Genomic DNA, 13,977 nt, shown 5'->3' on the forward strand with positions numbered 1-13,977 from the left:
CATGCGAATAAAGTGTCATCCTTACCTGAAATCGTAAGTCGTTGATTTCTATTGTGACCTTGCTAATTTCCTCCCTGATTGCGGCCTTGCAGGCCGCAATCATTGGGGGTTCCAGGGGCGGACAAGGCCAGAACCCGATTGCTCGGGATGACACTTTATTTCTAAGGATGAAACTTTATTTGCATCCCACAACCGCTTGATCACGTCCTCACGCTTCATTCGACTGTCACGCTCTTGGCCAGATTACGCGGCTGGTCGACGTCGGTGCCCTTGAGTACGGCGACGTAGTACGACAATAGCTGCAGCGGCACGGTGTAGAGGATCGGCGCGAGCAGGTCGTGGATATGCGGCATGGCCACCACATGAGTGCCCTCGCCGTTGCTCATGCCGGCCTGCTGATCAGCGAAGACGATCAGTTCGCCACCCCGTGCACGCACTTCCTGCAGATTGGATTTGAGCTTTTCCAGCAGCTCGTTGTTCGGCGCGACTGTGACCACCGGCATGTCGGCATCCACCAGGGCCAGAGGACCGTGCTTGAGCTCGCCGGCCGGGTAGGCCTCGGCGTGGATGTAGGAGATTTCCTTGAGCTTGAGCGCGCCCTCCATGGCCACCGGATACTGCGCGCCACGGCCGAGGAACAGGCTATGGTGCTTCTCGGCGAACAGTTCGGAGATTTTCTCCACGGTCTTGTCCATGGCCAGGGCTTCGCCCAGACGGGTCGGCAGGCGACGCAGTTCGTCGACCAGTTGCGCTTCCAGCGCCTTGTCCAGGGTGCCGTGCACCTGGCCGAGGGACAGGGTCAGCAGCATCAGGCCGACCAGCTGGGTAGTGAAGGCCTTGGTCGAGGCCACACCGATTTCCGGGCCGGCCTGGGTCAGCAGGCACAGGTCGGATTCGCGTACCAGCGAGCTGGTGCCGACGTTACAGATCACCAGGCTGGCCAGGTAGCCGCCCTGCCCCGGCGCCTTCTCCTTGGCATTACGCAGCGCGGCCAGGGTGTCGGCGGTTTCGCCGGACTGCGAGACGCTGACGAACAGGGTGTCCGGCTGCACCACCACCTTGCGGTAACGGAATTCGCTGGCCACCTCGACCTGGCAGGGAATGCCAGCCAGCTCTTCCAACCAGTAACGGGCGACCATACCAGCGTGGTAGCTGGTACCGCAGGCAACGATCTGCACGTTCTTCACCTTGGCGAACAGCTCGGCCGCCTGCGCGCCGAAGGCCTGCACCAGTACATGATCGCTGCCCAGACGGCTTTCCAGGGTGCGTTGCACCACCTTCGGTTGCTCGTGGATTTCCTTGAGCATGAAGTGGCGGTACTCGCCCTTGTCGGCGGCTTCGGCACCTTCGTGGTACTGCACGGCTTCACGCAGCACCGGCTGACCGGCGGCGTCCCAGATCTGCACACTGTCACGGCGGATTTCGGCGATATCGCCTTCTTCCAGATACATGAAACGGTCAGTGACCTGGCGCAGGGCCAACTGGTCGGAGGCGAGGAAGTTTTCCCCCAGACCGAGACCGATCACCAGCGGGCTGCCACTGCGCGCAGCGAGCAGACGATCCGGCTGTTTGGCACTGATCACGGCCAGGCCGTATGCGCCGTGCAGTTCCGGGATTGCAGCCTTGAGCGCGGCCGCAAGGTCGCCGAACTGCTGCAGCTTGTGCTCGAGCAGGTGGACGATGGTTTCGGTGTCGGTATCGGAGCTGAAGACATAGCCCAGGCCCTTGAGGCGCTCACGCAACTCTTCGTGGTTCTCGATGATGCCGTTATGTACTACCGCCAGCTCATGACCAGAAAAATGCGGGTGGGCGTTACGCTCGCTCGGCGCACCGTGGGTGGCCCAGCGAGTGTGGGCGATGCCCAGACGCCCGGCCAGCGGCTCGGCGTCCAGCGCGGCCTGCAGTTCGCTGACCTTGCCGACCCGGCGACGGCGATCCAGTGCACCCTGCTCGGTCAGCAGCGCTACACCGGCGCTGTCGTAACCGCGGTATTCCAGGCGCTTGAGGCCTTCGACCAGGACAGGGGTGATATTGCGCTCGGCGATGGCGCCTACGATTCCACACATGGGGCTCTCCTTAGTTTTCCAGCGGCGCGAGGATCAGCTGGATGCCACGCGCGCGTATCTGTTCGGCGGCCTGGGTATCCAGGCGCTCGTCGGTAATCAGGGTGTGGAGGCTGCTCCAGGGCAGTTCCAGATTGGGAATGCGCCGGCCGATCTTGTCGCTCTCGACCATGACGATGACTTCGCGAGCCACCTCGGCCATCACCCGCGACAGACCGAGCAGCTCGTTGAAGGTGGTGGTACCACGCTCCAGGTCGATGCCGTCGGCGCCAATGAACAGTTGGTCGAAGTCGTAAGAACGCAGCACCTGTTCGGCCACCTGGCCCTGGAAGGATTCCGAGTGCGGATCCCAGGTACCGCCGGTCATCAGCAGCACCGGCTCGTGTTCGAGTTCGCGCAGGGCGTTGGCCACATTGAGCGAGTTGGTCATCACCACCAGCCCGGGCTTGTAGCCAAGCTGCGGGATCATCGCCGCCGTGGTGGTGCCGCTGTCGATGATGATGCGTGCGTGTTCGCGGATGCGCGCCACGCCGGCACGGGCAATCGCCTGCTTGTAGGGAGAAATGGGCTGCGTCGGCTCGCTGATCAGCTCCTGCGGCACCGGCACCGCGCCGCCGTAGCGACGCAGCAGCAGGCCGTTCTTTTCAAGAGCGGCGAGATCCTTGCGAATGGTCACTTCGCTGGTGGCGAAGTGCTGGGCCAGGGCGTCCACGCTCACTTCGCCCTGCTCGGCGAGCAAGGCGAGGATGGTGTGACGACGTTGCGGCGTGTTGCGCTTCGACATGCTTAAGTTTCGATTCGAAAGATAATGGCGCGAATCAAAACATATGATCGAAAAGCCCGCAAGCGTCCGTCGATCAGTTCAATGTCAGTTTGACCCCGAAGCCGACCAGGCACAGCCCCGCCAGCTTCTCGAGACCACGGGCGATACGCGGGTTGGAGCGCATGCGCTCGGCGAGAAAGTGCGTCAGCAGTACGACGAGCAAGCCGTAGAGAAAGGTCAGCGCCATGATGGTCACGGCCATGAAACCGAACGTAATCAAGCCCTGATGCCGCTGCGGATCGATGAACAGCGGGAAGAAGGCAATATAGAAAATGATGGCCTTGGGGTTGAAGACCGTGATCACCAGGGTTTGCCAGAGGTACTGGCGCGGCTTGATCTCCAGTGTCGGCGCCGCCCCCGGCTTGGCCAGGATCATGCGCAGGCCGAGGTAGACCAGATAGCCGGCGCCAAGCCATTGCACCAGATGGAAGGCTGCCGGATAGGCCTTGAGTAGCGCGGCGACACCGGCTACCGCCAACCACAGCAACACTTGATCACCAAAGATGATGCCGAAAGTCGAGGCCAGACCACCGCGAATGCCGCCCTTGCCCGTGGAGAGAATCAAGGCCAGGTTACCCGGCCCGGGAATGGCCAGAAGAATGATGAAGGCCACCACGAAGGCAGCGTAATCCGTCACACCGAGCATACAGGACTGTCTCCGGCAGGTTATCCACAGGCCCGGTCACCCAGACCCGATCGGGTTCACTTCTTGGTGGGGCGCTTCCAGCCTTCTATATTGCGCTGCTTGGCCCGACCCACTGCCAGCATATCGGCCGGCACATCGCTGGTCACTACCGAACCGGCACCCGTGGTCGCACGGTCGCCCAGCGTGACAGGCGCCACAAGGGCACTGTTGGAGCCGATGAATACGTCCTCGCCCATAATGGTGCGGAACTTGTTGGCACCGTCGTAGTTACAGGTGATAGTGCCGGCGCCGATATTGCTGCGCGCACCGATCTCGGCATCGCCCAGATAGCTCAGGTGGCCGGCCTTGGCGCCCTGCCCCAGCACGGCGTTCTTCAGCTCGACGAAGTTACCCACATGAGCCTTGGCGCCCAGTTTGGTGCCGGGACGCAGGCGGGCGAACGGACCACAGTCGGCGCCCTCGCCCATCTCGGCACCTTCCAGGTGGCTGTTGGCCTTGACGATGGCGCCCTTGCGCAGCACCGAGTCCTTGATCACGCAGTTGGGGCCGATCTGCACATCGTCCTCGATCACCACCTTGCCTTCGAGGATGACGTTGATGTCGATGGTCACGTCGCGGCCAATGCTGACTTCGCCACGCACATCGAAACGATGCGGATCGCGCAGGGTGACGCCCTGAGCCATCAGGCGACGAGCCACACGCTGCTGGTAATGGCATTCGAGCTGCGCGAGCTGAATGCGGTCATTGGCACCCAGCACTTCCATCTCGTCGGCGGCACGCTCGGTGGCCACGGTCAGGCCATCGGCAACGGCCATGGCGATCACGTCGGTCAGGTAGTACTCGCCCTGGGCGTTGCTGTTGGACAGACGCCCCAGCCAGTCGGCCAGGCGCTTGCCCGGTACGGCGAGGATGCCGGTATTGCCTTCGCGGATCTGCCGCTGCGCGTCGCTGGCGTCCTTGTGCTCGACGATGGCCTGCACCACGCCGGCCTCATCACGGACGATACGGCCGTAACCGGTCGGGTCAGCCAGCTCGACGGTGAGCAGGCCCAACTGATCATCGCTGACCAGGGCCAGCAGGCGCTGCAGGGTGGCAGGCTCGATTAGCGGCACGTCGCCATAGAGAATCAGCACGCGCTCGGCGCTGAGCTGTGGCAGAGCCTGAGCCACGGCATGGCCGGTACCCAGCTGCTCGGCCTGGATGACGAAATTCAGGTCATCGGCGGCCAGGCGCTCGCGCACGGTGTCGGCGCCATGCCCGATCACCACCTGGATGCTCTGCGGCTGCAGGCTGCGTGCGGTGTCGATGACATGCCCGAGCATGGGTTTGTCGGCGACCGGGTGCAGTACCTTGGGCAGCGCCGAACGCATGCGCGTGCCCTGGCCAGCGGCAAGAATGACGATATCCAGACTCATAGAAAGCTCCTTGCTGGGCAAGAGTTGGCCGCGGCCAGAGGGCCGCGCGAAGAAAGCGCTATTTTGCCAGAAACGTAAAGGGGCGACCTAAGTCGCCCCTTTACGTGATACCGCGATACGCGATCAGCGGATGCGGCCGCCGAACTTCTTGCGCATTTCTTCGATGGTGCGCAGCTGGGCAGCTGCCTCGGCCAGGCGTGCTGCCGCACTGCCGTAGTCGAACTCGGTGCCCTTTTCGCTCAGCGCCTTCTCGGCCGCCTTGCGCGCCTCGATGGCGGCGGCTTCATCCAGGTCGCCGGCGCGAACAGCGGTGTCGGCAAGTACCTTCACCATGCTCGGCTGAACCTCCAGGAAGCCACCGGAGATGTAGAACACCTCCTCGGTGCCACCCTGCTTGATCACTCGCACCGGACCCGGCTTGAGATCGGTCAGCAGCGGGGTGTGGCCCGGCAGGATACCCAGGTCACCGAGGTGACCGTGGGCGATGACCATTTCCACCAGCCCCGAGAACAGCTCTTCTTCCGCACTGACGATATCGCAGTGGACTGACATAGCCATAACAATGCCTCGGTTGAGAGGCCGGATCGGGCTGCTGCCCGCTCCGGCGCGGACGCCCTCTGGAGGGCGCACCCATTACTTACAGTTTCTTGGCTTTCTCGATGGCTTCGTCGATGCCGCCTACCATGTAGAACGCTTGTTCCGGCAGGTGGTCGTAATCGCCTTTGAGAATGCCGCTGAAGCCGGCAATGGTGTCCTTCAGGGACACGTACTTGCCCGGGGCACCGGTGAAGACTTCAGCCACGAAGAACGGCTGGGACAGGAAGCGCTGGATCTTACGAGCGCGCGCTACCAGCAGCTTGTCGTCTTCGGACAGTTCGTCCATACCCAGGATCGCGATGATGTCCTTCAGCTCCTTGTAGCGCTGCAGAACATACTGAACGCCACGAGCGGTCTCGTAGTGCTCCTGGCCGATCACGTTCGGATCCAGCTGACGGCTGGTGGAGTCCAGCGGGTCAACGGCCGGGTAGATACCCAGGGAAGCGATGTCACGGCTCAGTACGACGGTGGCGTCCAAGTGGGCGAAGGTGGTCGCCGGGCTCGGGTCGGTCAGGTCGTCCGCAGGTACGTAGACGGCCTGGATCGAGGTAATGGAGCCTTTCTTGGTGGAGGTAATACGCTCCTGCAGAACGCCCATCTCTTCGGCCAGGGTCGGCTGGTAACCTACTGCCGACGGCATACGGCCGAGCAGTGCGGATACTTCGGTACCGGCCAGGGTGTAACGGTAGATGTTGTCGACGAACAGCAGAACGTCACGGCCTTCGTCACGGAACTTCTCGGCCATGGTCAGACCGGTCAGCGCGACGCGCAGACGGTTGCCTGGTGGCTCGTTCATCTGACCGTAGACCAGGGCTACCTTGTCGAGAACGTTGGAGTCCTTCATCTCGTGGTAGAAGTCGTTACCCTCACGAGTACGCTCACCTACACCGGCGAACACGGAATAACCGCTGTGCTCGATGGCGATGTTACGGATCAGTTCCATCATGTTCACGGTCTTGCCGACACCGGCGCCACCGAACAGACCGACCTTACCACCCTTGGCGAACGGGCAGACCAGGTCAATAACCTTGATCCCGGTTTCCAGCAGGTCATTGCCACCGGCTTGCTCGGCATAGCTCGGTGCAGCGCGGTGGATTTCCCACTGCTCTTCTTCACCGATGGGGCCGGCTTCGTCGATCGGGTTGCCCAGCACGTCCATGATCCGGCCCAGGGTCGCTTTACCGACCGGTACGGAGATGGCCTTGCCAGTGCTGTTGACGTCCAGGCCACGCTTGAGGCCTTCGGTCGAACCCATGGCAATGGTACGTACCACGCCGTCGCCCAGCTGCTGCTGGACTTCCAGGGTGGTTTCAGCGCCCTGTACCTTCAGGGCTTCGTATACGTTCGGCACCTGATCGCGCGGGAATTCCACGTCGATAACGGCGCCGATGATTTGAACGATACGTCCGCTACTCATCTTTGGTTCCTCTGACTTTTTTCAACTGTTCTAAACAGTTGAACCGTTCTTAAACCGCGGCAGCGCCGCCGACGATTTCCGAAATTTCCTGGGTGATCGCTGCCTGACGCGCCTTGTTGTAAACCAGCTGCAGGTCTTTGATGAGATCACCGGCGTTATCGGTTGCGTTCTTCATCGCGATCATCCGCGCAGCCTGTTCGCACGCGCTGTTCTCGACCACGGACTGATAGACCTGCGACTCGATGTAGCGTACCAACAGGGCATCCAGCAGTTGCTGGGCATCCGGCTCGTACACGTAGTCCCACATACCTTTCTGTACACCCTGCGCATCGCTGGCGGCCAGCGGCAGCAACTGCTGCACTTCCGGCTTCTGCGTCATGGTGTTGACGAACTTGTTCGACACCAGATACAGGCGGTCGATACGACCCTCGGCGTAGGCATCCAGCACGACCTTGACGCTACCGATCAGGTCGTTGATGGACGGTTCTTCACCCAGCTTGCTAATGGCGGCAACCACGTTGCCCCCGTTGCTGCGGAAGAAGCTCGCGCCCTTGCTGCCTACCACGCAGAAATCGGCCTCGACCTTCTGGTCGCGCCATTCCTTCAGGCTTTTCAACAACGCCTTGAACAGGTTGATGTTCAAGCCACCGCACAGACCACGATCCGAAGTCACCACGATATAACCGACGCGCTTTACATCACGCTCCACCATAAACGAGTGGCGGTATTCCGGGTTCGCGTTGGCCAGGTGACCAATCACCTGACGAATACGCTCGGCGTAGGGGCGACCGGCAGCCATGCGCTGTTGAGCCTTGCGCATTTTGCTGACCGCCACTTTTTCCATGGCGCTGGTGATCTTTTGCGTGCTTTTGATGCTCGCAATCTTGCTGCGAATCTCTTTTGCGCCTGCCATTTCACACCTTTTGGTTCAAGCAGGCGGGGGCCGAAGCCCCCGCTGCGGTTACCAGGTTTGGGTGGCCTTGAACTTCTCGATACCGGCTTTCAGGCCAGCGTCGATCTCGTCGTTGAAGTCACCTTTCTCGTTGATCTTCGCCATCAGGTCGGCGTAATCACGCTTGAAGAAGGCGATCAAAGCCTGCTCGAAGCTGATGACCTTGGCGACTTCGACGTCCTGCAGGAAGCCACGCTCGGCTGCGTACAGGGACACTGACATTTCGGCAATGGACATCGGCGCATACTGCTTCTGCTTCATCAGCTCGGTGACACGCTGACCGTGCTCGAGCTGCTTGCGGGTGGCTTCGTCCAGGTCAGAAGCGAACTGGGCGAAAGCAGCCAGTTCACGGTACTGAGCCAGAGCGGTACGGATACCACCGGAGAGCTTCTTGATGATCTTGGTCTGAGCCGCGCCACCGACACGGGATACCGAGATACCAGCGTTGACGGCCGGACGGATACCCGAGTTGAACATGGCCGATTCCAGGAAGATCTGACCGTCGGTGATCGAAATCACGTTGGTCGGAACGAACGCGGAAACGTCACCGGCCTGGGTTTCGATGATCGGCAGAGCGGTCAGCGAGCCAGTCTTGCCCTTCACGGCGCCATTGGTGAACTTCTCGACGTACTCTTCGGAAACGCGCGAAGCGCGCTCCAGCAGACGGCTGTGGAGATAGAACACGTCGCCCGGGTAGGCTTCACGGCCTGGCGGACGGCGCAGCAGCAGGGAGATCTGACGGTAGGCAACGGCTTGCTTGGACAGGTCGTCGTACACGATCAGGGCATCTTCACCGCGGTCACGGAAGTATTCACCCATGGTGCAGCCGGCGTAAGGAGCCAGGAACTGCAGCGCAGCGGATTCGGAAGCCGACGCTGCAACCACGATGGTGTTGGCCAGGGCGCCAGCTTCTTCCAGCTTGCGGACTACGTTGGCGATGGTCGATTGCTTCTGACCAATGGCGACGTAGACGCAACGGATGCCGCTGTCTTTCTGGTTGATGATGGCGTCGACGGCCAGAGCAGTCTTACCGATCTGACGGTCACCGATGATCAGCTCACGCTGGCCACGGCCTACCGGGATCATGGCATCGACCGACTTGTAACCGGTCTGCACCGGCTGGTCGACCGACTTACGCCAGATCACGCCCGGCGCAACCTTTTCAACGGCGTCGCTAGCGGCGGCGTTGATCGGGCCTTTGCCATCGATCGGGTTACCCAGTGCGTCGACAACGCGGCCCAGCAGTTCCGGACCAACCGGGACTTCCAGGATGCGGCCGGTGCACTTGGCGCTCATGCCTTCGGCGAGAGTCAGGTAGCTACCCAGTACCACGGCACCCACGGAGTCTTGCTCCAGGTTCAGGGCCATACCGTAGACGCCACCCGGGAATTCGATCATCTCGCCGTACATGACGTCGGCGAGGCCGTAAATGCGCACGATACCGTCGGAAACGCTGACGATGGTGCCTTCATTACGGGCTTGAGCGGTTACATCAAGCGACTGAATGCGCTGCTTGATGATTTCGCTAATTTCGGAAGGATTCAGTTGCTGCATGCCAGTTCCCTCAAATCAGGATTTCAACGCTTCGGCCAGCTTGTTCAGCTTGCCGCGGACCGAACCGTCGATGACCAGGTCACCTGCACGAATGACAACGCCGCCGATCAGGGCGGGATTGACCACGGGCTTGGGCTGGACGGTGCGATCGAGCCGCTTGGAAAGGGCGGCAGCCAGAGTTTGCAATTGTTCGGCATTAAGCTCGAAAGCCGACTCGACCTCAACATCGAGGGCGCGTTCGGCTTCAGCCTTCAGCACGGCAAATTGTTCGCGTACCACCGGCAACAGCGACAGTCGGTCGTTGCTGCCCAGCGAACGCAGGAAGTTGCTGAACGAAGCGTCGATGTGACCGGCACAAATCTGCACCAGTACATTGACTTTCTGCTCATCGGTCAACGCCGGGTTGACCAACTGCTGAGCCACGGCCGGCGTCTGAACGGCAGCTGCCGACAACGACAGCATGTTCAGCCAGGCATCGGCCTGCTGTGCAGCACTGGCAAACTCAAACGCAGCTTTCGCGTAGGGCCGAGCGAGCGTGTTGGTATTGATCATCGCGAGCCTCGCTTAGAGTTGAGAGGCCAGTTTTGCGACCAGATCGTTGTGCGCAGCGCCGTCCACGGTGGACTGCAGGATCTGCTCGGCGCCTGCAACGGCCAGAGCCGCTACCTGTGCACGCAGTTGATCCTTGGCACGATTCACTTCCAGATCGATTTCGGCTTTGGCGCCAGCGATCAGCTTTTCACCTTCGGAGCGGGCCTGAGCCTTGGCTTCTTCGACGATTGCGTTGGCGGTCTTGTTCGCCCGGTCGAGAATCTCGGCAGCTTGCTCTTTGGTTTCACGAAGCATCTGGGCAGCGCGTTCCTGGGCCAACTGCAGATCGCGCTCGGCGCGCCCGGCAGCATCCAGACCTTCTGCGATTTTCTTCTGGCGTTCCTGCATGGCCTGCGTCAGCGGCGGCCATACGAACTTCATGCAGAACCAGACGAAAATAGCGAAGGCAATCGTTTGACCGAACAGGGTCAGGTTAATGTTCACAGCGATTTACCTCGTGCTATCTCGTTGTTTCCCGGGTGCTGAAGCCTAACCGGCAGGGCAACGCCCTGCCGCTCGGACGGGTCAGCGAATTAAGCAGCCATACCAGGGGCAACAACGAAGATCAGGTACATCGCGATACCAACGCCGATCATCGGCACGGCGTCGAGCAGACCAGCCATGATGAAGGTCTTGGTTTGCAGCTGCGGAGCCAGTTCAGGTTGACGAGCAGTGGATTCCAGCAGCTTGCCACCCAGCAGGGAGAAGCCAATACCGGTGGCCAGAGCGCCCAGACCAATGATGATGGCGGCAGCGATGATTACGAGTTCCATGATTACTCCTAGGTTTTCAGAGGTTAGAGTTGCAGTTCAAGTTTGCTAAGGGTTTACGGTCGCTTTCGCGTCTCAATGGTCCTCGTGGGCCGCGCTCAGGTACACGATCGACAGCACCATGAAGATGAAGGCCTGCAGCGGGATCACCAGGAGGTGGAAGATCGCCCACGGCACATTCAGGGTCCACTGTACGTAGAACGGCAGCAGCGCAATGAGGATGAACACCACCTCACCTGCATACATGTTGCCGAAAAGACGCAGCGCAAGGCTCAGCGGCTTGGTCAGCAGACCGAGAATCTCTAGGAACAGGTTGAAAGGCACCAGCGACCAGTGGTTGAAGGGAGTGAATGCCAGCTCCTTGCTGAAACCACTGAAGCCCTTGACCTTGACGCTATAGAACAGAATCAGGAAGAACACGCCGATGGACACACCGAAGGTACCGTTCGGATCGGCTGTCGGGACGATCTTGAATGCCGGCAGACCAAGCAGGCCAGCCAGGCCGGGGATGTAGTCGACGGGGATCCATTTCAGGCTGTTCATCAGCAGGATCCACATGAAGATGGTCAGAGCCAGCGGCGCGATCAGAGGATTGCGACCGTGGAAGGTGTCCTTGACCATGCCTTCGACGAACTCGACGACCATCTCTACCAGGTTCTGCAACTTGCCGGGCACACCCGCGGTAGCCGAGCGGCCAGCCATGGCAAAGATACAGATGAACAGAAAGCCCGCGAACAGCGACCAGCCCAGGGTATCCAGGTGGACGGCCATGAAGCCCATTGCCTGTGCTTCAGCCGAAGTTTGCGCGATGGTCCAGGTGGCCTGGTCGATCACGGTTCCGTCAACGCGTTCGTAGCCAGCCGGCAGCTTGCCGTAGGTCAGGTTTTGCAGGTGATGCTGAATATATTCCGCCGGGGTACTCGCCATGTGCGCGCCTCAATGCTCAATGCTTCGGATTATTTTTCATCAGCAGGAGCGCGCTCGCGGAAGTGCCTAGGACCAGCACGTAACCGACGAACAGGGCAACCGGCTCCAGCGGTCGCACTCCCACAAACACCAGCGCAAACAGCGCTGCTGCCAGAATTTGTTTCCCCATCTGCCCAGACCATAAGGACTGAATGATCGCCCTGGCCGAGCGTGCGCCAAAGTAACGAAAAGCCTTGTACGCGAAATACACGTTCGCCGACAGCGCAATCAGACCACCGAACAGCGCGGAGTAGCCGGCGACAATACCAAAAACCAACCCACATGAGACAGCGGTCACTACTACGACCATTGCCTGAATCAGCAATACGCGAAAAGCCGGGAGACGATGGAAGGGTGTTCTGTTGTGTATGTTCACCTGAATTCCATCGTCGCAGCAGGCTGCGTAAATAATTGTCCGCAGTCAAAAAAGCGCGGCGAGTATAGGAGCAGGCCAGTCAGGGTTCAACACTCAGGTAGTTATTTCCGACTGGCACTACAAACATTTTGTTTCAACGAATGTGCGCCAGTACGCCCTGCAATTCGTCGAGTGAACTGTAGCGGATCACCAGTTGTCCTTTGCCCTTGCTGCCGTGCTTGATCTGTACCGGCGAGCCCAGACGCTCTGCGAGCTTCTGCTCCAGGCGGCTGATGTCCGGATCGGCCTTGGCCTTGACCGGGGCCGGTTTGGCACTCAGCCACTGGCGCACCAGCGCCTCGGTCTGACGAACGGTCAGGCCGCGTGCGACAACGTGTCGCGCCGCTTCGACCTGCTGTTCCAGGGGCAAACCGAGCAGCGCACGCGCATGGCCCATTTCCAGATCGCCATGAGCGAGCAGGGTCTTGATCTCTTCGGGCAGGGCGATCAGACGCAGGAGGTTGGTGATGGTGACGCGGGATTTGCCGACGGCATCGGCGACCTGCTGCTGGGTCAGCTCGAATTCCTGCTGCAGGCGCTGCAGGGCCACGGCTTCCTCGATGGGGTTGAGGTCTTCGCGCTGGATGTTCTCGATCAGCGCCATGGCAATGGCGGCTTCATCCGGCAGATCACGGACCATGGCCGGGATCTTGTCCTGACCAGCCAGTTGGCTGGCCCGCCAGCGGCGTTCACCGGCAACGATCTCGAAACGGCCGTTACCGATGGGACGCAGCACGATGGGTTGCATCACGCCCTGGGCGCGGATGGATGCGGCGAGTTCTTCCAGCGCAGTCTGGTCCATGTCACGACGCGGCTGGTACTTGCCGCGCTGGATCAGCTCCAGCGGCACGTATTGCAGCTCACGGGTGTCGACCTGGGCGGCTTCTTCCTGCAGTGCGCTGACGGTGTTGCCGCCAAGCAGGGCGTCCAGACCTCGACCCAGACCTCGTTTCTTCGCAGCCATGCGGATGTTCCTTAAGCGGTAGCGGTTTTCGCGGCGGCGCGCTGACGGCGCACCAGCTCGCCGGCCAAAGCCAGGTAGGCAATGGCCCCACGGGATTGTTTGTCGTAGACCAGCGCCGGCATGCCGAAGCTCGGCGCCTCGGCCAGGCGCACATTGCGCGGAATCACGGCGTCATACAGCTTGTCGCCGAAGTGTTCCTTGAGCTGAGCGGTGACGTCGTTGGTCAGGCTGATACGCGGGTCGTACATGGTGCGCAGCAGACCTTCGATCTGCAGCTTGGGATTGAGCAGTTGGGCGATGCGCTGGATGCTGTTGACCAGATCGGACAAGCCCTCGAGCGCGTAATACTCGCACTGCATGGGGATGATCACGCCATCGGCGGCGACCAGGGCGTTGATGGTCAGCATGTTCAGCGACGGCGGGCAGTCGATGAGGATGTAATCGTAGTTCTCGCGGATCGGCGCCAGAGCATAACGCAGGCGGCTTTCCTTCATCTTCATTTCCAGCAATGCCACTTCCGCAGCGGTCAGATCGCGGTTGGCCGGCAGCAACTGGTAGCCACCGTGTTCGGAAAACTGCATGGCCTGGCCCAGGTCGCATTCGCCGATCAGCACGTCGTAGATCGAGTGCTCGAGGGCGTGCTTGTCGATGCCGCTGCCCATGGTCGCATTGCCCTGCGGGTCGAGGTCGATCAGCAGCACGCGGCGCTTGGTCGCTACCAGTGAAGCAGCCAGGTTGATGCACGTCGTGGTTTTGCCCACGCCGCCTTTCTGATTGGCGATCGCGAATACCTTGGCCATCTTC

15 protein-coding genes are annotated in these 13,977 nt (G+C 60.8%); all 15 read right to left on the reverse strand.

Annotated elements, in window-relative coordinates:
- Positions 1 to 215: 215 nt before the first annotated feature.
- The 15 genes from glmS to PSOLE_RS02750 all read right to left on the reverse strand — a co-directional run bounded on the left by glmS (position 216) and on the right by PSOLE_RS02750 (position 13,973).
- Positions 216 to 2,066 (reverse strand): glutamine--fructose-6-phosphate transaminase (isomerizing), encoded by a 1,851-nt coding sequence (gene glmS / locus PSOLE_RS02680; protein WP_003465085.1) that lies wholly within the window; start codon positions 2,064 to 2,066, stop codon positions 216 to 218.
- Positions 2,067 to 2,076: 10 nt separating this feature from the next.
- Positions 2,077 to 2,847: a DeoR/GlpR family DNA-binding transcription regulator gene (locus PSOLE_RS02685; protein ID WP_003465087.1), complete on the reverse strand. Its 771-nt coding sequence runs from the start codon at positions 2,845 to 2,847 to the stop codon at positions 2,077 to 2,079.
- A 73-nt stretch (positions 2,848 to 2,920) separates the two neighbouring features.
- Complete coding sequence (locus tag PSOLE_RS02690) at positions 2,921 to 3,532, reverse strand: LysE family transporter (protein ID WP_074856671.1); 612 nt, start codon at positions 3,530 to 3,532, stop codon at positions 2,921 to 2,923.
- A 56-nt stretch (positions 3,533 to 3,588) separates the two neighbouring features.
- Positions 3,589 to 4,947 carry a bifunctional UDP-N-acetylglucosamine diphosphorylase/glucosamine-1-phosphate N-acetyltransferase GlmU gene (gene glmU / locus PSOLE_RS02695; protein ID WP_074856674.1) on the reverse strand — a complete coding sequence of 453 codons (1,359 nt, stop codon included), beginning with the start codon at positions 4,945 to 4,947 and terminating at the stop codon, positions 3,589 to 3,591.
- A gap of 123 nt (positions 4,948 to 5,070) precedes the next feature.
- Complete coding sequence (locus tag PSOLE_RS02700; RefSeq protein WP_003465090.1) at positions 5,071 to 5,505, reverse strand: F0F1 ATP synthase subunit epsilon; 435 nt, start codon at positions 5,503 to 5,505, stop codon at positions 5,071 to 5,073.
- 79 nt (positions 5,506 to 5,584) lie between these two features.
- Positions 5,585 to 6,961, reverse strand: a complete 1,377-nt coding sequence (gene atpD / locus PSOLE_RS02705) for a F0F1 ATP synthase subunit beta (RefSeq protein WP_012020331.1) — start codon at positions 6,959 to 6,961, stop codon at positions 5,585 to 5,587.
- Between the two features lie 49 nt (positions 6,962 to 7,010).
- Entirely contained in the window at positions 7,011 to 7,874 is an 864-nt protein-coding gene (atpG, locus tag PSOLE_RS02710; protein ID WP_003465092.1) for a F0F1 ATP synthase subunit gamma, read from the reverse strand.
- Positions 7,875 to 7,922: 48 nt separating this feature from the next.
- The gene (gene atpA / locus PSOLE_RS02715; protein ID WP_074856677.1) at positions 7,923 to 9,467 is read right to left on the reverse strand and encodes a F0F1 ATP synthase subunit alpha; all 1,545 of its coding nucleotides are present in this window, start codon (positions 9,465 to 9,467) and stop codon (positions 7,923 to 7,925) included.
- 15 nt (positions 9,468 to 9,482) lie between these two features.
- Positions 9,483 to 10,019 carry a F0F1 ATP synthase subunit delta gene (locus PSOLE_RS02720; protein ID WP_074856679.1) on the reverse strand — a complete coding sequence of 179 codons (537 nt, stop codon included), beginning with the start codon at positions 10,017 to 10,019 and terminating at the stop codon, positions 9,483 to 9,485.
- Positions 10,020 to 10,031: 12 nt separating this feature from the next.
- Positions 10,032 to 10,502, reverse strand: coding sequence for a F0F1 ATP synthase subunit B (locus PSOLE_RS02725; RefSeq protein WP_074856681.1), 471 nt, complete (start codon positions 10,500 to 10,502; stop codon positions 10,032 to 10,034).
- Between the two features lie 89 nt (positions 10,503 to 10,591).
- The gene (gene atpE, locus PSOLE_RS02730; RefSeq protein WP_003284846.1) at positions 10,592 to 10,831 is read right to left on the reverse strand and encodes a F0F1 ATP synthase subunit C; all 240 of its coding nucleotides are present in this window, start codon (positions 10,829 to 10,831) and stop codon (positions 10,592 to 10,594) included.
- Between the two features lie 72 nt (positions 10,832 to 10,903).
- Positions 10,904 to 11,755, reverse strand: a complete 852-nt coding sequence (gene atpB / locus PSOLE_RS02735; protein ID WP_003465096.1) for a F0F1 ATP synthase subunit A — start codon at positions 11,753 to 11,755, stop codon at positions 10,904 to 10,906.
- Positions 11,756 to 11,771: 16 nt separating this feature from the next.
- On the reverse strand, positions 11,772 to 12,170 hold the full coding sequence (locus tag PSOLE_RS02740) for a F0F1 ATP synthase subunit I (protein ID WP_003465098.1): 399 nt from the start codon (positions 12,168 to 12,170) through the stop codon (positions 11,772 to 11,774).
- 133 nt (positions 12,171 to 12,303) lie between these two features.
- Entirely contained in the window at positions 12,304 to 13,173 is an 870-nt protein-coding gene (locus PSOLE_RS02745; RefSeq protein WP_003465100.1) for a ParB/RepB/Spo0J family partition protein, read from the reverse strand.
- An 11-nt stretch (positions 13,174 to 13,184) separates the two neighbouring features.
- A complete protein-coding gene (locus tag PSOLE_RS02750; RefSeq protein WP_074856684.1) occupies positions 13,185 to 13,973 on the reverse strand; it encodes a ParA family protein in 789 nt (262 codons plus the stop codon).
- Positions 13,974 to 13,977 lie beyond the last annotated feature (4 nt).

The organism is Pseudomonas oleovorans subsp. oleovorans (assembly GCF_002197815.1).
Lineage (GTDB): Bacteria > Pseudomonadota > Gammaproteobacteria > Pseudomonadales > Pseudomonadaceae > Aquipseudomonas > Aquipseudomonas oleovorans.